The organism is Paenibacillus baimaensis, from assembly GCF_025567575.1.
In genome coordinates this window covers 1-23,910 of the sequence record NZ_JAOQIO010000074.1, presented here as the reverse complement: position 1 = coordinate 23,910, position 23,910 = coordinate 1, and the positions used below count along the sequence as shown (strand labels likewise).

General features: G+C 47.2%; 18 protein-coding genes. 1 reads left to right on the top strand and 17 read right to left on the bottom strand.

The genetic code is table 11. The features are described from left to right. Positions 1–691 precede the first annotated feature (691 nt). The 14 genes from OB236_RS17870 to OB236_RS17805 form a co-directional block, all read right to left on the bottom strand. On the bottom strand, positions 692–1,120 hold the full coding sequence (locus tag OB236_RS17870) for an SRPBCC family protein (protein ID WP_262685231.1): 429 nt from the start codon (positions 1,118–1,120) through the stop codon (positions 692–694). A 787-nt stretch (positions 1,121–1,907) separates the two neighbouring features. Beyond that, positions 1,908–2,684 (bottom strand): lipase family protein, encoded by a 777-nt coding sequence (locus OB236_RS17865; protein ID WP_262685230.1) that lies wholly within the window; start codon positions 2,682–2,684, stop codon positions 1,908–1,910. 482 nt (positions 2,685–3,166) lie between these two features. Continuing rightward, on the bottom strand, positions 3,167–4,582 hold the full coding sequence (locus tag OB236_RS17860) for a LysM peptidoglycan-binding domain-containing protein (RefSeq protein ID WP_262685229.1): 1,416 nt from the start codon (positions 4,580–4,582) through the stop codon (positions 3,167–3,169). Between the two features lie 693 nt (positions 4,583–5,275). Then, positions 5,276–7,399, bottom strand: coding sequence for an IucA/IucC family protein (locus tag OB236_RS17855; protein ID WP_262685228.1), 2,124 nt, complete (start codon positions 7,397–7,399; stop codon positions 5,276–5,278). Positions 7,400–7,434: 35 nt separating this feature from the next. Further along, the gene (locus OB236_RS17850; protein WP_262685226.1) at positions 7,435–8,637 is read right to left on the bottom strand and encodes a type III PLP-dependent enzyme; all 1,203 of its coding nucleotides are present in this window, start codon (positions 8,635–8,637) and stop codon (positions 7,435–7,437) included. A gap of 46 nt (positions 8,638–8,683) precedes the next feature. After that, positions 8,684–9,451: an HpcH/HpaI aldolase family protein gene (locus tag OB236_RS17845; RefSeq protein WP_262685225.1), complete on the bottom strand. Its 768-nt coding sequence runs from the start codon at positions 9,449–9,451 to the stop codon at positions 8,684–8,686. A 5-nt stretch (positions 9,452–9,456) separates the two neighbouring features. Beyond that, on the bottom strand, positions 9,457–11,310 hold the full coding sequence (locus OB236_RS17840) for an IucA/IucC family protein (protein WP_262685224.1): 1,854 nt from the start codon (positions 11,308–11,310) through the stop codon (positions 9,457–9,459). Then, positions 11,307–13,334: an IucA/IucC family protein gene (locus OB236_RS17835; protein WP_262685223.1), complete on the bottom strand. Its 2,028-nt coding sequence runs from the start codon at positions 13,332–13,334 to the stop codon at positions 11,307–11,309. The genes OB236_RS17840 and OB236_RS17835 overlap by 4 nt, the downstream gene beginning before the upstream one ends. A gap of 45 nt (positions 13,335–13,379) precedes the next feature. Beyond that, entirely contained in the window at positions 13,380–14,378 is a 999-nt protein-coding gene (gene sbnB / locus OB236_RS17830) for a 2,3-diaminopropionate biosynthesis protein SbnB (RefSeq protein WP_262685232.1), read from the bottom strand. A 104-nt stretch (positions 14,379–14,482) separates the two neighbouring features. Further along, positions 14,483–15,472 (bottom strand): 2,3-diaminopropionate biosynthesis protein SbnA, encoded by a 990-nt coding sequence (gene sbnA, locus OB236_RS17825; RefSeq protein ID WP_262685222.1) that lies wholly within the window; start codon positions 15,470–15,472, stop codon positions 14,483–14,485. Between the two features lie 212 nt (positions 15,473–15,684). Further along, entirely contained in the window at positions 15,685–17,025 is a 1,341-nt protein-coding gene (locus OB236_RS17820) for an LLM class flavin-dependent oxidoreductase (RefSeq protein WP_262685221.1), read from the bottom strand. Positions 17,026–17,042: 17 nt separating this feature from the next. Further along, on the bottom strand, positions 17,043–18,278 hold the full coding sequence (locus OB236_RS17815) for an MFS transporter (RefSeq protein ID WP_262685220.1): 1,236 nt from the start codon (positions 18,276–18,278) through the stop codon (positions 17,043–17,045). A gap of 398 nt (positions 18,279–18,676) precedes the next feature. Further along, positions 18,677–19,111 (bottom strand): helix-turn-helix transcriptional regulator, encoded by a 435-nt coding sequence (locus OB236_RS17810; RefSeq protein ID WP_262685219.1) that lies wholly within the window; start codon positions 19,109–19,111, stop codon positions 18,677–18,679. A 306-nt stretch (positions 19,112–19,417) separates the two neighbouring features. Beyond that, positions 19,418–19,588: a hypothetical protein gene (locus OB236_RS17805; protein ID WP_262685218.1), complete on the bottom strand. Its 171-nt coding sequence runs from the start codon at positions 19,586–19,588 to the stop codon at positions 19,418–19,420. 458 nt (positions 19,589–20,046) lie between these two features. Here OB236_RS17805 and OB236_RS17800 point away from each other — a divergent pair, with 458 nt between their 5' ends. Next, positions 20,047–20,877, top strand: coding sequence for an NPCBM/NEW2 domain-containing protein (locus OB236_RS17800; RefSeq protein ID WP_262685217.1), 831 nt, complete (start codon positions 20,047–20,049; stop codon positions 20,875–20,877). Between the two features lie 315 nt (positions 20,878–21,192). Here the strand turns inward: OB236_RS17800 and OB236_RS17795 are convergent, their stop codons facing one another. The 3 genes from OB236_RS17795 to OB236_RS17785 all read right to left on the bottom strand — a co-directional run bounded on the left by OB236_RS17795 (position 21,193) and on the right by OB236_RS17785 (position 23,625). After that, on the bottom strand, positions 21,193–21,573 hold the full coding sequence (locus tag OB236_RS17795; protein WP_408638489.1) for a DDE-type integrase/transposase/recombinase: 381 nt from the start codon (positions 21,571–21,573) through the stop codon (positions 21,193–21,195). 279 nt (positions 21,574–21,852) lie between these two features. Then, entirely contained in the window at positions 21,853–22,980 is a 1,128-nt protein-coding gene (locus OB236_RS17790; RefSeq protein WP_262685216.1) for an NADH-dependent flavin oxidoreductase, read from the bottom strand. 81 nt (positions 22,981–23,061) lie between these two features. Continuing rightward, a complete protein-coding gene (locus OB236_RS17785) occupies positions 23,062–23,625 on the bottom strand; it encodes a TetR/AcrR family transcriptional regulator (RefSeq protein ID WP_262685215.1) in 564 nt (187 codons plus the stop codon). Positions 23,626–23,910 lie beyond the last annotated feature (285 nt).

Here is a 23,910-nt window from a genome sequence, read left to right as displayed (position 1 = left end):
GTCTATGTCTTCGCTTGGAAACCAACCAACTTCCTGAACAATTTTAGTTCAACTTATATAGATCTATTTCTTCGATCAAGTGCGTTCGACAACTCTCTACTTGCAAGTACTTCCGAAGCTTCAATGCAATTTCGGTCTTTCTATACCGTAGGTCATAAGCTTTTATTTCTTGTTTAAATTGGCTTCTATGATCTTCTTTTAAAGTAACCAAATTTTTATGTAATCTAAAAACATATGGTTCATGTTTACAAGCAAGATCATCACCGGCAGAAAACTATTGTAGATTAAACATAATTTAGATCCCCTTTTTCGTCCTTGTTACATTATTCCAATTTTACCCTAAAAAACTATTTTTAACCTTAACTTTGAATGCTGACATCGTAGAAAAAGGAATACCTTTCAACTTCTGGAACTTCCAGATAGAGATCCGGATTGAGAACGCAAAAAAAGGAACGGTGCTACCACCGTTCTTTACCACTAAATCTATGATTTGCGTCTAACTAGAGTTATACGTAATTTATGTGACCACTAAAAATGCCACTTCGTCTGTTGTATGTCTATATTGTTCCACATTATATTATTGTATTATTTTCCTACCCATTTTACCACGCTCTACTGCCCCGTTACTTGAATGAACAAAAAAGAGCTGTCACGAGGCAAACTCTCTTAACTATCTGTGTTTTCAATGATTCTAAAACTTCCGTTTATGATACGGAAGACCCTCGCCTTCTTCGCAATACTGTTTAAGACTGTACAAAAAAATAGCCCAGTTATAATTACATACGCGATAAAATGAGGTCACTTCCTCCCAATTCATCTGACGAAAAATGATTGAAGTCTTCCCGTTTTTTTCCTCCATATCAAAAGAAATTGTCGTACCTACCCATTCTGGATCTGAATCAACACACTGCCACAAAATCTTTTTATCGGTAACAAGCTCATCAACTCGCATCTTTGTTAAGCCTTTGCCGCCGAATCGGAACTCATTTATACAACCGATCTGATCATTGACTATTAGTTCATTTGTCCATATTTCTGAAAGTCCTTTTGCAGTAGTTAATGCTTCATATACCGTTGAAGCTGGAACATTCACGGTCTGTAAGTGCTCGATATTTGCCATAATGCTCATTCCCCTTCTTTATAAGGATTTAATTAATGTAATTATTTGTATACGAATACATTTAGAATTTCCAAAAATATTCTTTGATTATAGCATGGTACGGTTGATGTAATTTCTTTTCGATTGCTCATTTTTGAAATAACGCAATAGGGTAGGTTGTTTAACTATGCTGCCCCGTTAGTTGAGCGACGCAGTCAGTCTCATTGTATAAACATTATTATTTAGTCTAAATTTTCATTATTTACGGACAATAATACCATAATACCCCTATTTTTTGCATGCAATTATCCATTTAAATGGTTAGTCATCTTACATAAGGTCAAAGTAGGCTGTGAGTTTTTATGATGTCTTTAGTGACTCACTCAGAATGTAGGGGCTTTTGTGTCGTTTAACGACAATGTAGGAACATTTGTGCGTTTTGCCACGACACAAATGTTCCTACATAAAAAAGTAAAAGCCTGATTAATCAAGCTGATACCACAATTTTTATGAGTAACCTATACAATCCTGAATTCCCTCTGCATGCAACCAACTTCGGCGGCCAACAGTTTTCTCGCAGTAGAGATGGTTGCATAGCGTCAACATTCGGCTCCAAAAGTTTCGGAATCCAACAAAGTAGTAAAAAATACAAAGAATACAAAGACTCCTAGTCAAGATTTGGTTGATGAAATTATCATAAAATGGATTGATATTAACTAGGACTAGAGCCAAATGAAATGATATGATTGTGGGGAGACAAGAACTTGTTCCGATTGTCGACTTCAACACCAGCGACCACGGAAAATAGTTATGGACACAACCCGGGATTGCCCGTGCACAACAGCTGCGTATAAATGGGGTCCTGCAGCGCAAGCTCGGTGAAGTAGTTGGCAATTTCGTGATTGGCGGCGACAGATCCCTTTTGGAAACGTAGATCACGGCTTTTTTGGGCGTGTAAGTAGGTGTAGATTTGGCCTGTTTTCGGAGATTTATAGAGAATGGGCGGCACCTGCGGGACGAGATCGAACGGGTTGTGAATTCGATGCCGATCGAATATTTGGTTGAAGGTACTTGAAAATTCAGCGTTCCCCACACGAGGTGAAGCATACGTATAAACGATAGGATCACTGAAGCCGCTATTCACTGCGGTGTCAACGGCGCATAGATGGGCAAGCGCACCGCCAAGGCTATGCCCTGTAATATAAAGCGGCTTATGGTGGGAAAGAGACTGCAAGGCTGACAAGACGGGTTGCCGAGCCGATTCGTAAATGCTGAGAAACCCTTGGTGCACGGAGCCGCTGTTCTTCGCATAGGGAAAGGCGCTCTGTCTGGCGATTGCATTGGATATCCAGTCCGATTTGGTATTCGTTCCGCGAAACACAAGGACGATCCGGTCCGCTGCCTCGGCGATAAAGCCGAACAGTTCTTTTCTTCCTGTAAATGACGCGGCTTCAAATTCAGTAACCAACTGGTAACGACGCGGCAGAACAAAAGTTCCGTCGGCGCTTTCAAACTGTTGATAGCTTTGGCTGCAAAGTGCGGACAATAAAATGGCGGTCTGGATATCGAACAGATTCTTGCTCATAGATCTCCCTCTTCTGCTCACACATGTTTTATGTATGTATATGAAAATGATGGGCATACGTCCACGGGCATATGCCTAACTTAGTGACGCCTTTGATTCAAGCTAGGCCGCCTACCCGTCCCATCAGCTTCAGAGGAGGAATTTAATTAAGCTAAATAACAGGATTGTTATCACAGAACCGTTATTCTGTGAAGTAAATAATTTTTAACTTGAAGAACTTTCAAATGCTATTTTCCGCTGCCGGTGTCGGATGACAAGAACATTGTCCGATTAGCCCTCAATGGTCTGGTCTGTCTTCCCTAAAAATTCGTTAAAAACAAGAATGAGCCGCATCCCATACGGCTCATCTAATAATGCAAGTACTTAGTGGGAGCACATAAGCCTAATACATGCTTATCAATATCCCAAGATTCACTTTCGAAATTTTCTGGATATTCCAATCCATAAATGTAAATTGGATAATGGTTGTTTTCGCATATACGTCATATGAGCTTGTGAACATGAAAATTATCTTCGAGCAACGCCCAATTTTGCGGGAACGGATAACCCAGCACCCAATAACTGACTCCTCTCAAGTTATAGGACTTAACGAGGTCGAATTTTGCCTGAGCGCTTCTTGCATCCTCAAACCAGACTTCATGTGTTCGTTGCTTATCATCGACATATCGATAGTATGGGGTCTGGGACACTGGATCGTACTTGATCTCCGCTCCATGCCTGATCGCGCGACGCACGGCTTCTTGCATACTGAACGTTTCAGCCTGCTGTCCATTTACATGTGGAAGCAGCCAATCGCGTGCGTAAAGCTGGAAGCCCATAAATATTTTATTTCTCGGGATGACAGTGACTGCATAGTCGAGAACTCGCCGTATTTCGTTGATAGGCGATATGGCTTGTGGTGGACCGAAACGGTATCCCCACTCGTACGTCATGAGGACGACAAAGTCAACAATATCTCCATGCGCAGCATAATCGTGGGCTTCGTAAAGCAGCCCCTTCTGTTCAGAACTGGTTTTGGGGGCAAGCGCGGATGAGACGAAATATCCTTTCTCATGCAGCCTGCGGACAGCCAGTCGAAGAAATTGATTATAGGACTCACTGTCGCTTGGGTACACGTTCTCAAAATCAACATTTAAACCCCGATAACCTTTGGTTTCCATGATCGTTAAGATGTTGGTCACCAGCTTATTTTGCAATTCAGGGCTGGACAAAATGGTATGGGCCAGCTTCGATCCGGCTTCCGTAGCGGAAAAGTTGGTGATCGACATGACTGGTACAACATGTTCGTCGTAAGCGGCTGCAATAAGCGCCTGATCATCTACCGATTCCAGGCTCCCATCATCCTTCATACGGTATCCAAAGGGACATACGTAAGTTAGATGCACCCCATCCTGCCGAACTTGCCTGACAGCTGTCTCTCCGAATACGTTGGTATAACCGTTGACATCGATGGTCTCCTTCTGCTTTTCCGGGATTTTCAAGGTTTGACCTGGATAAATAAAGTTAAGATTCGTAATCCCATTGGCTTGTGAAATAGCCTGTATAGAAACACCGTAGCGGTGAGCGATCGCCCATAGGGACTCCCCCGGCCGTACGGTATGATACAAAACCGGAATCACTAATACCTGCCCTGGTGTAAGTTGCTCGACATCGGAGATTGAATTTGCCCGAGCAAGAGCCTCTACGCTTATGACATAACGGTCGGCAATCGTCCTCAGAGTGTCTCCTGACCGCACCACATATTCGGGATAAGGCTCCGGAATGAGCAATGCCAAACCGATAACTAAATGATTGGGATCCTCGAGCTCGTTTACTGCAATAATCCGATCGATATGAACACCATATCGCTTAGAAATCAGCCAAAGATTTTCTCCTCTTTGCACCACATGGATTTGCATGGATTTACCTCGCTCTCGCGCTTTAACTTCTATAGATACATTATTCCGCTAATGTCTATAGCATTCTAGGCTAATGTCCATTATTATGCTCAGAGCCTTTTACCGTTAATTGAAATTGTTGTAGGCTACCCGCACGATAGCCACGTTACATACACTTGTCCATTCGTTCTTTCTTCGGACGTTCCTCTGAGTAATTAGTATTAGACTGACACCAGAAATCGAAACAGCGACAGTCTTGGACGAGAAAATAAAGTCCTAGACTTGTCGCTGTATTTTTGGACTACCGTTCTTTGATAAAGTGGTTCTGGTGCAAGGATTTAAAAAAGTTCGCAGTTACCCGACAAACTTTACTTTGTCTATGCCACTAAACCAAATATCTTATTTAGCCATTCAACAGCAGTGAGGTACGAACAGAAAAATACTTTATATTCCTCTTCCCAGTTGCAAGATTAAGATTATTGTTTCGATATAAATCTGTTACAACTGGATAATACCCTCAATAAGCTTTTCTACGATCATCTTCCTTGAGTGTGGTTTTAAACCCCTAACGTTAATACTTCGTAAAACACCGTTTATATGGACTTCTTTGACGTCCCGAACAAGTACCCAAGCTCTTGAGAGCAGGGCGCCGCTTATCTGTGTCTGTTCCCATTTGAATTATTGTATAAGGGTTTCAACAAAATGGATGGTCTTTTAAAAACGGTGGAACGGATTTACAGTCTCTCCCATTCCTGCCGGCATACTGCCTGTAGGAGTTCCTTCCTGCTCCAGTAAGGGTTTGATCAGATTTTTCCATGGCCATATCGGTTTTTCAAACAAGGAGGTTACCACCAACTCTTTAACAGCCCCTGTCAATTCGGCAAGCTCGATAGCCTGATACAGGCTATCCTTCAGTACTTGCCACAGCTGCTTTTCATCCATAGAATAAAGGCTTGCTATCGCTTCAAGAATCGAGTACAGATTCACCTGAATGCCCAGGGTTTGCAAATATAACAGCAGCTTTTGAGGTGTTTCATTATAGAGCGAATTCGGATAACCCGGTTTCATCTTGTAATGGGGATCGTCAAGACCGTGTTGATCCATCCACGGAACATGCAGCCGGATCGAGTCGTGGTCGCGCAGCAGCATACCGGTTATCATTCCGTCTTTAAGAGTCAATACCACGTTCTGTCCATGAATTTCCGGCATCACACCTAACCGGAACAGGCGCAGACAAATAGTGAAAAACTGCAGGCAGACTTCCTTAAACAGCTGGGCTGCTGATTCTGCGGACGGGCTTAAGCCCCGCTCTCGTATCCAAATATCCAGGATAGGATCAGTTCCGTCTGTAGTATGAACGGCCAAGGCGGACATCGGCACAATCCGGCTATTGCCAGCTTCGGTTAACGCAGCCGGATACTGACGGACCAAAGCAGAGAGGTGGCGGGGGGGCTCAGCGAAATAATCGCCGTTCTTCGGCAAATACGCCCACCAGCTCTTTTCATCGCATAGGCTTAAACGCTCACGAAGCACCGGATCGAGCGCCAGCGCTTGCTCAAGCAGGCGCTGTCCACGCTCGCCGTTCATCATGTGAACGGCAGGTAAATAGCGCACCGCACCCAGCGAAACGATCCCAAGCGGCAGCTTGAGGTGCCTGTTGCTTCCGTTCTGTGGTGCGAGAGATCGGGCTGAGGATGTGGCGTAATAAACGCCGGTCGCCACATCCAGCGGAACACAAATGCCCGATTCCAGTTCCGCGCGAATCATGTGCGGCAGCATTGAAGACCGCTGCCATGGATGCACAGGCAACGCGATGTATTGCTCGGGCGACAGTCCCTGTCGTTCCAGCGCGTTGTGTACAGATGAACGGTCTTCAAGTGAAAGGAGCAAATCGGCAGGTGTCACTCCCGGCAGTCCCTCAGGCTTATTATCCTTGCTGCTCCCGCTGCCGCTTAGTACGTAGTCGCGTTGGACAGCGATCCATTCCAGCGTGATTGGTTTTCCCGATTCCGCGCTGAATGCTTCATAATCAGCTTGTGTCCAGCCCCCCTTTGCTTTCGCCACAGGATGGAAGGGGCGGTCGCGGAATGCAGCGCGACGTTCCTGCTCAACGAGGCTCCAAGGAGATTCGGAGTTGAGCGAAGCGATCTTGGCTTTGGCGGCTGTAACGGCTGCGTAAGCATCCGACCAGTTAGTTTGCTCCAACGATAGCAGGAGCAACTGCTTTAGCCGAGCGACACTGCTGTCTTCTTCGTTGCTGCAGTTACTCGCCTGCCCCTGCTCTTGGGTACCATATAGCAACTCCGTCACCCGTTCCAGCAGTTCCATCGCTCCCAGCCTGGTAGGATCAGCGCCGCCAAGGTGCTGATTTGTTCCGTACACCTCGTATACACCATCGCCGGAAGAATAGCGATAAGATTGAGTGACAGCCGCACTTACCGGAAAGATAAGAAATCGTCCGTTCCCTCGATCCACCCACCAGCGGAAATAAAAGGCAGAGTCGTTATTTGTTTGCGTTTGTAATGTGCTCTCTGCCTCTGTGGATGCAACATGCACTGTATTCTTACGCTGAAGCCCATGCTCCTGAAGGAAAGACAACAAATGAGGGGAAAGAGTCCCGCTGTTGGGGACATCCAGCAGTTCACCCCTGCCGCCTACGTCTAATAAGCCTTCAACCAGCAAAGCATTGACCAAATCCGTAAGTATCCGTTCCTGCGATTCGCTTGCAGAAGTCTGAGCATGTAAAGTGTGCTGTCCGGCGGATGAGGATACCTTCCCAACAAACTGCCAGCCTTGCTTCTTGTCCGGCTCGACCGAACGTGTAAAAGCTCCATTCATACTGATTCTCTCCTATTCAATTATCAATCAAGGGATTACAGAAAAATATGGTCAGGGTGCTCATGGCTCAGAAAGTCATGAGCCGAAATCGTCCAACCATAAGCGCCGGCAAGAGTGAATAGTAGGATATCTCCGACACGCAGACGAGATACCTGAATATCTCGGGCCAGTACATCCTTGGGCGTACAGAGCTCACCTGCCACCGTTATTTCCACATCCCATACTTCCGGACGACCGAAGGGATAATTCCATTGCTCAACGGGAACAATCTCGAACGGATGGCTGTGCTGCCAAGCGCCGGGCAACCGGAAATGGTGGGAACCGCCGCGCAGAATCGCGTAATGTTTGCCATGGTTGCATTTCAGGTCCACTACCTCGGTGGCATAATAACCGCAGGCTGCGGCTATATAGCGACCTGGCTCGAATAATAGCTCAACTCCGGGTATGGCATTCTGATACAGAACCTGACGAAGCTCCGAAACAAAGGTATCCCACTCAAATTTACGCTCCGAATCCGTATACGAAATGCCGAAGCCTCCCCCCGCATTCAAATAGTTGAGCGTCAGCCCGAAGCGCTCCCGCCAGCCTTTCACCCGCTCCAGGTAAACGGAAATCAATCTGGCATGCAAATGGGCATCCAGATTGTTGGAAATGGAATGCAGATGAAAACCTTCAAGCTGCAGATTAGGTAGTGACTGAGTGAGCAGGATTGCGTCTTCGATCTGCTCCTCGTCTATTCCGAACTGGGTAGGCCTTCCTGCCATAATCAGTGTTGCTTCAGGAAACGATGCCCTTAGGTTGACCCGGATCAATACGGAAGCCTGGATGCCAAGACGGGTCGCAATATGCGAAATGCGTCTCAATTCAAGTATGCTTTCGGCATGAATCAATTTTACCTGAAGCAGGAGTGCTTCCTCGATCTCATTATCCTTCTTGCCCGGACCACCGAATATAACCGGCTTGTCTGAGGATACTTGACGAATCTTTCTAATCTCACCGATGGAAGCTGCTTCAAAGCCGTACACGATAGGCTCCAAGCATTTCAAAATTTCTTGTGTAGGATTGGCTTTTATCGCGTAGAACAGACGGCAGCCCTCCGGTAGTCCGCTTACGGTTTGCCGTGCACGCTCCCGCAAAGCCTGTAAATCATATATAAAAGCGGATATGGGCTGGGAGTGCTCTTGTTTCCATTCTTTGATCGTGGTTAGGACCTTTCCGTCCAAAACAGTCTGATTCATTGGTTATTGTTCGCACCTTTCAAATGAAATGATGTTCTAGCTGTAGCTATGCTTGAGCGAAGCCTTGCAGGTGTGCCCGCAAGGCGCGGAAGGAAACGCCGCGCTCATCTCCCAGCACGAAAGCTTTGACGCCCAGCCCCACCCATTCGGTGTAGTCTTCAGCTGCCCTCGGGATCGCACAGTAGGGCACACCGTATTGTTCGGCTGCGGCAAATGCCACTTGCAGCGCCTCCTTCACAGCTGGGGCGCGTGTCTGCCAAGGTATGCCGTAGGATTGCGACAAATCGGCTGCGCCCTCCAGCACCATATCAATTCCAGGTACGGATAATATGTCCGTTGCCTGCTCCACTCCGGCTCTGCTTTCAATCATGGGCACGACCATAATCTCTTCGTTCGCCTTGTGGATGTATTCGACCAAATTATGCTTTCCGAATAAGCCTGCCCGTCCGCTGTTCAGGCTGCGGGTGCCCTGTGGGCCGTATTTGCAGGCTCGCACGATCAACTCCGCCTGCTTCTTAGTCTCCACTTGTGGAACGACTATGCCCAACGCTCCGGCATCAAGCGCCCGCAAAATTTCCTTTGGGTTAGGCTCCGATACGCGGACAAGGGCTGTCAATCCGACAGCTTCAGCAGCACGGATCATGTTCTCCAATGTTTCCGGGTTCACTAGTACATGCTCGGTGTCGATGATAATAAAGTCAAAACCGGCACAGCCTACCATTTCAACGACGACAGGGGATGGAATGGAGCCCAGTAAGCCGAATACGGGGACGCCACTTGCAAGCTTTTGCTTTAATGTATTAACCCTTAACATCATGCTCACCGAAATCGGGAAAGCGGATTAGGCGCATCCTGAAGACGAACCTCCGAATCCCCGAACAGCCGCCGTGCTGTCAATTGTTCCACCTGGATTGACTCGGCAAATAAATCAAATACTCGATAACGCGCTTCGTGCTGCGGATAAGTCTGACGGTAATCGTGTATAACCTGTGCGGCCATTCCCCAGAATTGTTCTTCCTTCAAGCCATAGTGTTCTTCCAGAAATAAACAGAGCTCGGCGAGATTGATGAAGAAAAAAGCATCGTGGACGAAATCCCGTACAACCGCAGCATGATCCGTTTCGATGAAGGAATTCGGGTTGATCCTCGTATGATGTCCCGGAAGCGCGTGCAGCTTAGGGCAGACCTCTGGATTTGCCAGATGCGTCCTTGAAAACCGGATGCCATCATGAAAATCCTTGAAGGCAATACGAACCGGTACACCGTCACGATGAATCAGAATCATATTTTGGGCATGCGATTCCAAGGCTACGCCATGTGCAAATAACAGATGAAGCAGAGGCTCGATGGATACCTTTAGCAGCCTGCCCGTCCAAGCCTCAACGCCTTCTTTTTGTACCCATGGATCAATGAATTGGCGGTTGGAGCGATCTACATGGCATAGCGCATTGAATGGCAGAGCTTCCTCGCCGCTTCGCAGATAACCATGGAGGCTTTCCCGCCAGATTGCGCCGAGTGTGCCGTAAGCCCGCGGTCGCATCGTCTCTGACCATGTCTCGTGGTCATAAGCGACTCCAGCCACCTCACGCAGCAGTACAAAATCAAGCCGCTGTGCAACTGGGTCGTCTTTTACAAGGGAATAGAGCCAGTCAGAAATGATCGGAGCATTCAGTACGGTGTGCTTGGCAAGTGTTCGACCGGTCGATGTATTCGTAAGATTCATCGGAAGCTTCAGATAGCTTTTTTCCTTAGAGCTGGCATTGGCAAGTGTACGAATCGATTGCTGTGGGCGGTATTCCTCCGTGCCCTCACCGATCATGATAATTCTTCCGTCTGCAAGCTGGCGATTAAAGACGCGGACAATGGTTTCCCGCCACTGCCAAGGATGGACTGGAATCAATCGGTATTGATCGTAAGACTTCCCGACTGCTTCAAGTCTGGATTTAAAGTCAGCAAGCAAATCGGCTCCAAGCTCTGCTTCCAAAAATTGTTCGTAATCCAGTGTTGAGGATTGGGCAGCCACGCTTTCATTGGTTAATACCCCCAACCACAAGGGTTTGATGCGCGGTTTAAATTCCGGACCATAGGTCATATTGTCATCAGGATTAAAGCCAATTCTGGATTTGTAGCATGGGTGGTAGGGATGCCCGTCCATAATGTTCGCTTCCAGCTCATCGTAGGCGCGTTCCTGACCCGTCAGCTCACGATGCGGATTGGCATATTGCGCCTGCGTGTCTTTGATAAGCGTTTGTTCCAGCTCTTCGACAAAGGTATCGAGGCGGCTGTGCTGGACAACTGGCGCCAGCACCTCGGATACGAATTCGCCCAACCGCGCTTCGGTAGTGGTACCATCCGGTCCAACCCGCTCGATCGCGGATAGGCGATTCAGGCGAATCCGGCCGAAGCTCATCTTTTTACTGCCGTAGCAGGTGTATGAAAGAGGCAAGCCGTCTGATAAGGACAGGCCTTTTATAATGATTCTTGGACCATCCGAAGGCGGTACCAACTCGTCATTCATGGCTGAAAATTCAACAATATGCTCATAAATCAATGATTCCAGTAATTGGCGAAGTATTCTTTTCTCCACACTTGCATACTCAGATGATTGTAAGGCTGCCAACCATTCGCCACCTGCTATTGTTAATGGCTTCTCTTGGATTTGCTGTCCGTTCATGGGTTCCTCCCGCTTTCGTAGATCGGATTACGCATCGGCACATAATCGGGTGTCTCGCTACGCTCCTGAAACCGGCTGATCAAGTTCGCTTTTGCCGGTAAATCGGGGTTTTCCAGCAAATCATGGATGTACCCTCCGGACGGGCTGGCTGCATCTATGACCGCTAGCTCCTTCAGCAGCACGCTGCGAACGGTGTGCCAATAAAAACCTTCATCCAATTTGTTAATTCGTGCAATGGTATGAATTAAAGCTCCCAAATGGTTAACGAAAAAATAATATTTCAACCTCTCCCAAGCTTCGGTCTCCGTATACAGAACCGGGCTGCCCGTAGGAATGAGCTGGGGGGTCCAGCCGTGCTTCTCTGCCTGGCAGCGATTGACGCTGATTCCCTCCAGATCACGCACGTAATAGCGAACTGGAAGCTCTTTTTCAAGCGTGACCAGCGAATTTTGCACATGGGCCTCAAGACTGATACCCGCCTCGGTATACAAACGAATAAGCGGGAGCATGGACAGCTCCAGGTAAGCGGTGAGCCATACTTGCCAATCCGGCAGCACGCCGTCATTGGATTGCCGCGCTGCCGTGAACAATAGCGGCTCGTCACTGCCTGGCGGTTGCTCCAGTAAAGCGGCCAGGACAAAGCAGGCTGCCTGCTCGACTGTCGTCAACTGCGCGGCTTCGCGGTAAACAACCGCAAAAGAAGCCAGCAATTGCTCCCGCTCGGGCTCGGTAACCCCTGGAAAGTCAATGGTTTGATAACCGACCTCGGCCAATATGTGCATTCCCCGGCTGGCACTTGCCATACTGCCTGATTGAAAGGCCTGCAGTACAATCGCCGCATCCATCGTGCGGCGCACCTGCTCAGTGGTATTCTCGCGAATGAAATTCGTAATTCGTACATGTAGAGGCAGCTTGTAAAACATCTGCTCCTGCGGATCCCAGACTGTGCGGACAGATGATGTCGGATATACGGCTTGTGCTTGTCCCTGCCCTTGGCTGATCGGTCCCAAATCAACGAGTTTGTCCTGCCGGATAAACTCCGCGACAAGCGGCTGTGCACAAACATATTTCATCTGCCAAGGATGAAGCGGCAGCAGGCTGTAGGCGTCTATCCTGCTGCCAAGCTTATGCTGTGCAGCCTCCTGAACCGCAGCAGGCAAGGCCGGGCGCTGCCCGATCCATTCCTCACGGATCAGCTCTTTGGATACGGCCATGTAATGCAAGGCAAAGACTGCGCCCATTTCTGGCGCATACTGAACCAGCTCCAGATCCGTGAAGCCCTCGGAGCTTTTGGGTGTCGGATGGAACGGATGCCCGTACAACATGGATTGCTCCGACCGGATATAGTCCAGCGGACGGGCGGAGACGTTCGTACCCGACAGCTGCGCCCGCTCCAGATACAGTGCCATTCGTCTGATGCTGTTGCCAATCTGCTTGCTCATTTCCAGGCTGCGACTTTCCCGCGTCGCTTCCTGCTCGCGGAAGCTGACCTCGGCAAGCAGGAGATCCATGATCTGCCTGGGGCCAGACGCAACAGGGATCTGGCGGGAGGCCGATTCAGACTTGGAATCGGGCGAAGAAATGATGTAAAAGCTTGTCCCATACCGATGCTGCCCGGTTATTGAATAATATTCGATAATTCCGGCTATCATTGCTTGTGTCAAGGGGAGCGGTAATACAAATGCAGCTCCGATTAAACTTTCGCCACTAGCCTGCCTAAGCAGCAATTCCAGTTCGGTTGTCAAGAGGTTATGTTTCTCTGTTTGAGTGGTTATGCGGTCTGATGCTTCGGTCTGCTGTCCGGCTTCAGATGGGTCTTCCGTATCCAGCACATACGCAACACCTGCTCCAGCTGTGCCTACCTGATAGGTGCCAGTGGTTTCCGGTGTGGCTCCTAAATCTCTAGGATCGAATATGCCTGTTTCCCGCAGGTAGCTGTTCAGCAACCCGCGCAAAGCAGCTTGCTCAGCCAGTCCCAGGCTGCCTTCGGCTTGAGTCGCGAGAGCTGTAAATGGGTGCAGCATGCCTTTTTGTCCTCCTCTTAGCGGTCCTACTGTCATGTCGGGCGTCTAATATAGCGGCAGCTTCACGCCAACGCCTTCCTTGAGTGCCTGTAAATAGATCAAGCGGGCGCAAGCAATATCTTCAATGGCCATTCCCATCGGGTTCAAAATTATAATTTCGTCATCATGCTCACGGCCCGGTTTTGCGCCGACTACAATCTCACCCAGCTCAGCATAAAGCTGTTCTCTCGAGAACCTTCCTTCCAGTACGAGCTGGTTCAGCACTTTCTTTTCGCGATTCGACTGCTCCCAGTCATCCACAATCACTTTATCGGCTTGCAGATAAACCTCCTTGTGGACGTCCATAATCGAGATATTGCTAATGAAAGCTCCCTTGCGCAGCCATTCGTACGGGATATACGGGGTATCCGTTACGGTGCACGTTACAACAAGCTCACCTTCGCGAACAGCCTGCTCGGCGTTGTCCGTAACTGTAATGTTCACTTGAGGAAACTGTCCACGTAGTTGGTCAGCCAGCCGTTCTGCTGCAGCAGTTGATTGGTCGAACAAATGGAGTTCTTGCACATGGTCAAACTGCTCTAGCAACGAGGTCAACTGTGCCTTGGCAATCAACCCGCAGCCAACGCAGGCTATCGTCCTGAAGCCGACGCGTGCGAGATGCTTGGCTGCGACAACGGTCACGGCCGCTGTCCGCATGCTGCTGATCAACCCGGCTTCGAGTACAGCGATGGGAAAATGGCTCTCGGCATCGTTCAGCACGATGACGCCGCTTGCCCGTTCCTTTCCTCTAGCCTGTGGATTGTCGTGCTTGCTGCCGATCCATTTGATACCGGATAAAGGAAATTGACCCCCGATATGGGCGGGCATCGCAATGATCCGGTCGGCAATATGTCCATTCTTGCCTGATGAGCGTAAATAAGGCTTCAATGGCTGGACGTAGTCACCTCCAGCATGTAGTGAAAGTGCCTCCTCCAGCGCTTGGGTGTACAGCCGCGAGGAGCCACCGCCAAGCTTGGCAATCGTCTCGCGATTCAAGTAAAGCATCTCGGGCCATTCAGGCTCGGCTTTTTCTGTAGGACGCGAGCCTTGCTGCAATTGTGATTGATCGATCATCTGGTGTCACCTTTCGTATTTAGAATTTTGATGTATTAAGGTAATTGGGCTACCCACTGATCGTCGTAGATAAGATCGAGGTAACGGTCACCTCGGTCGGGAAGTAGTGTAACTATGCGTAAGGGCTTGTCTGGTGCTGTATTAAGCGTCGGGAGCAGCTTGCGAATCGCAGCGACAATAGAGCCGGACGATCCGCCTGCAAAAATTCCCTCATGCTTCAGCAAGTCTCTGCAGCCTTGTGCGGATTCCTTGTCTGTAATGTGGAAAGCCGTATCGACCTCAGCAGCATTCAAAATTTCAGGAACACGGCTGGCTCCAATGCCTGGTAATTCCCGTTTGCCGGGCGCGCCGCCAAAAAGGATGGATCCAACCGCATCAACGGCAACGACTCGCAAGGCGGGATATTTTTCACGCATTTTCCGGCTTGTCCCCATAATGCTGCCGGAAGTACTGACTCCAGCGATAAAAATGTCCACGTGGTCCAGCGATGCAGTAATTTCTGATCCTGTGCCCGAATAATGAGCCTTCCAGTTATTTTCGTTCGCGTATTGATTCACCCAGAATCCCTGAGGAATCGTCTGGAGGAGCTCATTGACTTTGCGGATTCGTGTTTTCAGGAAGCCTCCCTGGTCGTCACGTTCCTCGACCATTTCGATATGGGCTCCCATCTGTCTCATAATATTTAGATTTGAAGCTGCGATCTTCGGATCCACTACGCAGGTTACAGATAACCCGTAAACCCTCCCCATCATGGCGAGCGCTACGCCCAAATTGCCAGAGGTGCTTTCGATCAAATGCGATTGGCTATTGATGGTGCCGTTGCTGAGCCCTTGCTCAATAATGTAACGAGCAGGCCGATCCTTCATGCTTCCGCCGGGATTCATATATTCCAGCTTGGCGATGACCTGCACATTTTTTTGTGGAAACAGCCTGTTTAAATGAACGAGTGGAGTTTGCCCAACACATTCGGCAACCGAGTTTCTGACTGTTGCTATGGACGGGTCCACTTGCAATAAAGATGACATCATCGTTCCTCCTTATGCTCCTATTAAATACCATAATCAGCTCACTTTGTACTCAGGAAATGATAATCATTATCATCACTTGCAGCCTATCGTAGCATAAGCGTAAAAGCAGCGTAAATGACTCAATCCGATAATCCTTTTTATCCATTTGAAGTAGATAACTGGAAATTATGAATAACCGATAGAGATTCTGTGTAGATGGCAATCCCAGCTTACACGGGCTGGACAACCTTGCCGAGAGGTCGTTTCAGCCCCAAGTGGTCTCTGAGAGTTCTGCCGGTATACTCCGTTCTGAATAAGCCGCGTCTTTGCAGCTCAGGCACAACGAGGCTAATAAAATCCTCAAAGCCGCCTGGGAAATAAGAAGGCATAACATTAAAGCCATCCGCTGCCTCCTTAACCAGCCATTCCTCCATAACATCGGCTATATACTCCGGTGTGCCCGCTACCGTATAATGACCCCGTGCGCTGGTTGTGTGCAAGATAAGCTGGCGAATCGTCAAATTATCCTTGCGGACCATTTCCGAGAACATTTGGAAGCGAGCCTTTTGCCCCTTTATTTTATCAATGGATGGCAGTTCATCTAAAGGTAGAGGGCTGTCCAATGGATATTGGGAAAGATTCGTTTCAAACAAATTGGAGAGGCGTACAAGCCCGAGCTCAATAGACGCCAATTGTGTCAGCTGCTCCTTCTTTTCAAGTGCTTCCGCCTCGGTCACACCAACAATCGGGCTAAAGCCTGGCAAAATTTTCAGATCCTCACGGGAGCGGCCATACTTCTGCATTCTCTGCTTAACATCGGCATAGAACCTAATCCCATGCTCCAGTGTGTCCTGTGCGGTAAAAATAACTTCAGCTGTTTCTGCTGCGAGATCTTTTCCGGCTTCGGAAGAGCCTGCTTGGATGAGTACCGGGTAGCCCTGTGGTGAACGGCAAATATTTAATGGGCCACGCACTGTAAAATGCTTGCCCTGATGATGAATCGGATGAATTTTGTTGTCATAATCTGTATAAATGCCCGTCTCTTTATTGGCAACGATCGCATCATCATCCCAGCTATCCCATAATCCCTTCAACACGTCGAGAAACTCCTTAGCCCGCTCGTAGCGCTCCTCATGCTTGGGATGCTGGTCTATACCGAAATTAACAGCAGTTACGTCTCCTACAGAGGTCACGCTGTTCCAGCCAGCTCGTCCACCGCTGATATGGTCGAGTGAGGCAAACATTCTTGCAACGTTGTAAGGCTCGCTATAGGTGGTCGATACGGTGCCGATCAGGCCGATACGTTTCGTACCCATCGCCAGAGCGGACAGCATCGTGAAAGGCTCCAGGCCCGCTGTGACCTTGTACTTGATAGCAGGTGTCAGCACCAACGCATCTGCAAGAAACAATGAATCCAGCTTGGCTCCTTCAGCCATTTGGGCTAGCTTGGTATAATAACGGATGTCGGTTGCCAACTCTGGCGTTGTAGCGGGATGACGCCAAGAGGTTTCATGATGGCCGGTGCTCAACATAAACAGATTCAAATGCATTTGTCGTTTTGGTGTACTCATAACAACAGCCCCTTTGCTTATTTGGAAAGATGATAGCGTAAATCCGTTCGTGCGGTAAAACGCAGCACCAGCAAGCCTCCTGCGAGCATCATGCACCCATGTAATATAAAAATGGACGAGGTGCTGTAAAGCCCCCCCAAGAATCCGCTGGCAAGAGGTCCAGCTATTTGTCCAATAAACAGTGTGCTTCTGGTGAATCCTAGCCTTTCACCCAACTGCTCCCCCTGTGAAGCCCGTGTCACCATAAGAAAAACGGACTGAATTAACGCGCTCGATGCAAAGCCTTGCAGGATTCTTAAAGGAATAAACCAGGCAATACCTGGTGCGAAGGCTTGTACGAGAATGGCTAAGCTGCATAGGAAAGAGGCCACAAAATAAGTGCGGTTGACAGGGCTCCTGTCATTCCTTCTGCCCCACCAGGTAGAGGCCATCCAAGCAGAAGCCCAATTGACCGCTTGCAAAATACCGATCCAAACCGCAGTTTGCGAGGGACTGGTCAGATGCTGCTTGACATGCAGTGGCAGCACAGGCAGCAGTCCATGCAGGCTGAAATTGGCGCATATGCCTGCCAGCAGGAATATAAAAATTGTCCTTTCACGGACCAACCCGTCCAACTGCTTCAACATGCCAACAGGCTTAACCGCCTTTGAGAGAGCGGATTTGGACTCCTCTAAGCCAACCCAGCAGAGCAGTGTCCATAGCGCCAGCAAGCCACCAAGCAGCAGCAGTAAATAGTTGAATCCGAACCATCCGAATAGCATGCCTCCGAGCAGCGGTCCAAGCATGGAGCCGGCCGCGAGGGCACCTTCGAGCTTGCCGCGCACACGGCCTTGCTCCTCGGGCTTGGCTTGAGATGCCGCTAAAGCGCCAACCGCATCGACGACACCGCCAAGCGCTCCTTGAAGCAAACGAAGGATGAATAGCTGAAATGGACTTGTCGCCAGTCCCATTGCGACCAGAACAAGGGCGGAGCCGAGCAGTGCACGCACCACCATCCATTTGCGGCTCGTCCTGTCTCCCAATCGCCCCCATAATGGTGCTGTTAGCGCAGCTGTGACGGCAGGAGCCGCGAGGCTCAGGCCACTCCACATCAGGATTGAAGCTTGGTCGACCGCACCAAGCTGCTCCATGTAGAATGGAAGCAGCGGGGCGATTACCATCGAGCTCAATACCGACAGGAAATGGCTTCCCCAAAGTAAACGAAAACTTATTTTCCAATCATTTGTCATGCTTGTCGCCAGCCAGTCTCTCAATTGTGCAAAAGGCTTCCTCCCTTTCCACATAGCTTTTTGTTGCAGCGAAATCGTTTGAAAAGCAAAATCGCTGGTTACTGATAATTATTATCAACGAACGACAACATAGTATCATATTTAACCGTTCTATAATATTCTCTAAATGTATAATTATGGTTATTCAATTGAAGTATGACCGAGTACTCTCTATCTGGATTTATTGGACAAGCCTCATGCTCGGGTGCATCATGCTACTGAATGTGGCCAAACGGACGTTACGTGACAAAGAAGCCTCCCGAGAAACTTCGGAGGCCTATGGTAACTCTGTATATGTCATGCGTTGAGAGGAGATAGGAGCTATATGACCTTAATTGAATAGGGACGCGTGAAGTATCGCTTATTCTGATTACAGATTATAACTAGCCGTTGTCGATCATCTGTTTCAGGGTATAAATAAAATCAGTGCCCGACTGCTCGATTTCCAGTGCTTTCTTGATATTTTGAGAATGCTTTTTGACAGTGTTTTCCGATACATACAAGATATTTGCAATCTTTTTTACCGAATAGTGGCTGCATAAGAGCTCGGCAACCTGTCTTTGCCGTTCACTTAGTTTATATAAAGGATGTCCGACGGGTGGATGGGATACGCCAACTTCCGCAGCTGCAGCAACCAGTTGTTCAGCCTTGTCCGGCTGTGAGCTTACTATGCTCTCCCAAGTAATAACAACCTTATCTGAAAAATCCAAGGCTGAAACTTCTCGGAGGATCATACTGTGAAGGACGGCTAACTTCTCGTTCTCCTTGACATTGTGGATGTGTGAATCCACGGTAAGCTTCAATTTCTTGACAATCACAGCACTGTTACCCCCTTTTATGGATACTGATGATTCAATTCCCTATTTGTGGACAAGAGAAGCTTCCTTGTCTTTCCGAATGGTTTTGGAGGGGCTTCTTTGTTTATTATTTAGTTGGTCAACCTCCTTTTCGTTTCATGCTTTGAGTTGAAGAATCCAAACGATATAGTCGTGTCGGATTCAAGTTGATAAAAAACGAATATCATTGATAATAATAATCATTATCTATAATGTTGTCAATTTAAGTAAATAATGCTTTTTTCGTCCAAAAAAAATAATATCTATACAAAGGGCTTCAAGTTCGCACTATTCCCCGCGTTCGAACATCGTTTGAACCGTCTCGATCTCCCCTATCACACCGACTATGTCGTCGTATTTCCCGGCATAAGGCTGTGTATCGATATGAGGTCCAAGCATGATGACCGGTAATTGCGGATTGGCTCCCGCTGTTCTTCCAATTAAGTCTATCCAATACAAGCTAGAAACTGATCTTAGTTCATCATAATAGAGCGCTCAAGGAAGCTGTGTCTTCCCTACTGTAAAAGTGGTTGAGTCAATGATTGACAGATTATCATTAAATTTAGAATAAACTTCATATGCTGCGTAAGGATCAAGAGCGGCGGTCGGTTCGTCAAGCATCACGATGGGCCGTTTTTATATATTGCTCTTGCAATGGTCCGGATTTTGAGTTTCACCTCATGATATACTGATCACAGTTTGGTGCTACTACATACAGCGGCAACTGAAATTAGAAAAGCAGGACTCCGCTAAGAGAACATCCTCTTAGCAGCAGTCCTGCCCATATTTTACCTGAATTCTATTTGAATGCGCAGTCTAAACAAATTTAGAAATTTATCGTGTTAATCCAACTCACTTATGATATATTTCAATAATGGGTCCTAAGACCTAATTTATAAAAAAGGGAGATGAAAGATTTGAAAATAATTCAATTGAAATCATTTTTAATTGGATTTACTGCATGCTTTTTACTCCTTGGTACGGCGGGCTATGCGGTTGCCAGCACTGGAGGGACTCAGATTGAAGTGTTTTTTAAAAGTCTACACTACGTTTTCGAAGGGACGGCTAAGACTCCCCTCCCCGATCAAAAGGGATTTATCTACAACGGGACGACGTATATTCCGCTACGTTTTATTGGTGAAGCGTTGGATAAAGACGTCCAGTGGGATGGCATGACTGATACCATTTCAGTCAAAACGAAAACGATGGAATCTACGCCTAGTCTGAATACGATACCTCCAACGGCAACACCAGATACGTCTGCGACCAGTAGCGATAATATCTCACTATCCGCTTTCTCTTTCATTAGCGCAGAGAATGATCTTCCTGGTCTCTTAAGTCTTAACAAGTGGACCAAGCAAAACACAGCCAGCAGTAAGATATTTCATATCGGTAGCCAGACATATTCAAACGGACTCGGGGTATACGTACACAATACCGTACCGCCTACGTGGAGGAAGGATGGTGGAATCATCACTTATGATCTGAAAGGTCAGTACAAAAGGCTCACGGGAGTCATCGGGATTGACAGAAATAAGCTCACTTACTTAGACATTATCGCTACCGGTACATTCAAAGTGGTAGCAGACGGTAATGAAGTGTTCTCTGCGACGGATTTACAGGAAGGGAAGGATCCCGCTAATGTTGATATTGACGTCACGAATGTGAAGATGTTGAAGCTATATTTCAATTCTGATCGCGTGAACCTCCTCAACATGGTATTCGGTGACGCAAAGCTGACGAAATAAGGATGTACGAATTTCAGATCTGAAGATTGCAATGTGGACATTACCATATACCGGAACGACAAGAATGTTTGTAATGACGACGGACTTGACGCCGACAGCAAGGATACCCGAAGCCAGACCTATTAACTCTGGAAGCAAAATGATATTATAATGCACGCCTGTTGATCAAGCAAAATCAGGAAATAAAAATTGAAAAAAGGAGGGTCTTTTGATCTGGCCCCTCTGTCAAGGACACTTGAAAAAGAGTGGTTTATGTTTATGCAGCCAACAATAGATGATTCCTGTATTGCACGTATTGCACAGAGGTCATCTTTTTTAATCCTCATTAATATCGATTATTATGTAGTAGCGGATGTAACCGTCGATCTTACGTTGTAGCTCTGCTAAAGTTTGGCAACTACGGTGGTCTATATGGTCCTTCATATGACCGAAAAACGACTCCTGTGGCGCATTGCCCCAGAAATTTCCTCTTCTAGACATGGATTGTCCTAATCCTTTTTGCTTTAAAAGTTCTTGGTATTTGGGATTGGTATAATGACTTCCCTGGTCCGAATGAATACCTACATCCTTGTGCAGCTTAAGTAGTTTTTGCTTTACGAGCGCGTCAATTGTATCAGTGGCAATGTCCAGCGTGAGGCGATTAGAAAGGTTATAAGAGAGGTTTTCTCCTGTTGAGGCGTCTAGTATGGTCGACAAATAAGCCGTCTCTGAGCGGCCATATGGGAGGTAGGTAATGTCGGTGAGCTGCGCTAACTCAGGAATACCTTTTCGGAAATCCCTTTACTTGGGTTCATCATGATGAAACACATTCCCATACCGATAAATATCTGAAACAAGAAGCAGTGTAACCCTAAACAATAAAAAGCACAAAATAAATGGGCTAGAAGGATTAAATCCCTCTGGCCCACTTTGTCAACAGTCCCATTTAAGCGACTTTTAATAGTACGCAAGCATCAAGGTGTTTGTTATTCTTCCTTAATCCACGACAGGGAACCATCCTGGTATGTTGGTTATCATTCCCCACAGATTATCGGGAAGTACCAGTTCTTTTTGAGCTGTTCGGGGAAGTGTCGTTCTAATTTCTCTTTCCTGTCCGCTTTGTACCTTCTCAACCCATTTAGGCTCCATGATCAAGGCATGACCCATTGTTACTAGTGGGATTCCAGTATCCAGTGCTTTAACGACATCATCCGGTGTGGAAAGACCGCCAACACCGATTACAGGCACTCGATTACCTACACGCTCTTGAACCATTACTACACGCGACTTCGTACTGCTCGATCCTTCCCTCCTCGGTTCACCCCAGAAATGATCCACGGAAAGATGGATGTAGTCTAAGTTCTGTAAGGCCAGTACATCCACGAATTGAAGAGTATCTTCCATTGTGATGCCAGGATTTTCTCTTTCCTCCGGAGAAATTCTGTAACCAACAACAAACGGTGATTTTGCATGTTTTGCAGCCACTTTTTTTACGCGTTTGATGATTTCAAGGGGAAATTTCATTCTCTTTTCTAATGTCCCTCCCCATTTGTCCTTTCTTCTGTTGGAATGCGGAGAGAAAAATTGCTGAATCAAGAAACCGTTGGCGCCATGAATCTCAACCCCATCAAATCCGGCTTCAATTACCCTTCGGGTTGCATTGGCAAATTCATCAATAGCAATTTCAATCTCCTCTTCTGTCATTGCCTTTGGGGTAGCAGATCCTTCACGCTCCGCCGCCACTGCACTTGCACTTAAAGATTGTCCTCCAGATAGCAAAGCCGGATTACTGATACGCCCACCATGATAAAGCTGGACAAAAGCTTTGGAACCTTGTTCATGTATGGTGTTTGCCAATGTTTTTAGGCCTGGGAGCAGATCGTCATTGTCAATGCCAAAGCCGTTCTCGAGCAATTTTCCGTTTTGCGAAACAAGGGCACTGCTGGTAATCACGGCGCCAACACCCTGAGCCCGTTGAATATAGTAAGCCAATTCTTCTTCAGTAACTGCACCGTTAGACTTTGATGCCGAAAGAGCCATAGGCGCCATAATCACCCTGTTTTTCAACTGCACTCCCGATGGGAGCTCGAACGGCTCGAAAATAGATTTGTAATTGTTGTTCATGCTTGTTCCTCTTTTCTTTGAATTATTTTATATTAAGGACCTTTCGGTCCATAATATACAAAAAAAAACGTAAACTTTCATCTATCTCAAATTCCCTAAAATTATAGAAATGAAATCTATAATCCTGTTTTGATTTGTTTGTGCTCGCACCATCACATTTATACCTTGTAAGGAGACAGTTAAAAATCGAGCAAGCTTTAGTGAATCGATTTTAGACTGAATAGAACCATTGATTTTACCAATCTCAATTGCATTTAAAAATGCATGTTCAACATCTTCGAAATCTTTTTCAATCATTTTTTGAAATTCTTTATCATGTGGCGCCAATTCGATAGCTTCATTTGACGTCATGCAACCTTTGCTAACAACATTAAGGAGGGCCATAAGAAATAATTCGATACCCTGGTATACATTCTCATTACTCAAATAATTATTTAATACCGATAGGCGCTCCTCGCGATATAAATCAAATGCTCTCACAAATAAATCATGTTTGTTACCAAAAGTCTCATATAAACTACTTTTACTAAGTCCAGTAACATGTAGCAACTCATTTAGGGATGCCGCTTCATAACCTTTAGTCCAGAATAAAGTCATCGCTTTCCTTAATACATCTATTTCATCAAAGTTACGTGGACGAACCATCCGTATCTCACCTCCTTAAAAATAATATACACCATTCCGAACCGATAAGTCCAGAACGAAAAATAAATTTTAGTCGATGCGCCACCAAGCGCACAAAGGATTGGTTAACTTCACTTCTGTCGAATGAATGTGTTCCGCTAATGCTTGCGAACGAGAGCATCTTCCGGATTTTCTCCAAATTCGGGTGAGGGCCAAATCCAGGACGAGTCTGGCAGCGTTTCGTTCGGTTCGACAATCTTGATCGCCGGGTCGGACAGGTCAACGGGAAGCGTACGGCGCTTCGCT

Excerpts from the sequence above, each read along its gene's own strand:
- OB236_RS17870 (WP_262685231.1), bottom strand. The coding sequence starts at position 1,120 with ATGGCAAATATCGAGCACTTACAGACCGTGAATGTTCCAGCTTCAACG.
- OB236_RS17865 (WP_262685230.1), bottom strand. The coding sequence starts at position 2,684 with ATGAGCAAGAATCTGTTCGATATCCAGACCGCCATTTTATTGTCCGCA.
- OB236_RS17860 (WP_262685229.1), bottom strand. The coding sequence starts at position 4,582 with ATGCAAATCCATGTGGTGCAAAGAGGAGAAAATCTTTGGCTGATTTCT.
- OB236_RS17855 (WP_262685228.1), bottom strand. The coding sequence starts at position 7,399 with ATGAATGGAGCTTTTACACGTTCGGTCGAGCCGGACAAGAAGCAAGGC.
- OB236_RS17850 (WP_262685226.1), bottom strand. The coding sequence starts at position 8,637 with ATGAATCAGACTGTTTTGGACGGAAAGGTCCTAACCACGATCAAAGAA.
- OB236_RS17845 (WP_262685225.1), bottom strand. The coding sequence starts at position 9,451 with ATGTTAAGGGTTAATACATTAAAGCAAAAGCTTGCAAGTGGCGTCCCC.
- OB236_RS17840 (WP_262685224.1), bottom strand. The coding sequence starts at position 11,310 with ATGAACGGACAGCAAATCCAAGAGAAGCCATTAACAATAGCAGGTGGC.
- OB236_RS17835 (WP_262685223.1), bottom strand. The coding sequence starts at position 13,334 with ATGCTGCACCCATTTACAGCTCTCGCGACTCAAGCCGAAGGCAGCCTG.
- sbnB (WP_262685232.1), bottom strand. The coding sequence starts at position 14,378 with ATGCTTTACTTGAATCGCGAGACGATTGCCAAGCTTGGCGGTGGCTCC.
- sbnA (WP_262685222.1), bottom strand. The coding sequence starts at position 15,472 with ATGTCATCTTTATTGCAAGTGGACCCGTCCATAGCAACAGTCAGAAAC.
- OB236_RS17820 (WP_262685221.1), bottom strand. The coding sequence starts at position 17,025 with ATGAGTACACCAAAACGACAAATGCATTTGAATCTGTTTATGTTGAGC.
- OB236_RS17790 (WP_262685216.1), bottom strand. The coding sequence starts at position 22,980 with ATGAACAACAATTACAAATCTATTTTCGAGCCGTTCGAGCTCCCATCG.
- OB236_RS17785 (WP_262685215.1), bottom strand. The coding sequence starts at position 23,625 with ATGGTTCGTCCACGTAACTTTGATGAAATAGATGTATTAAGGAAAGCG.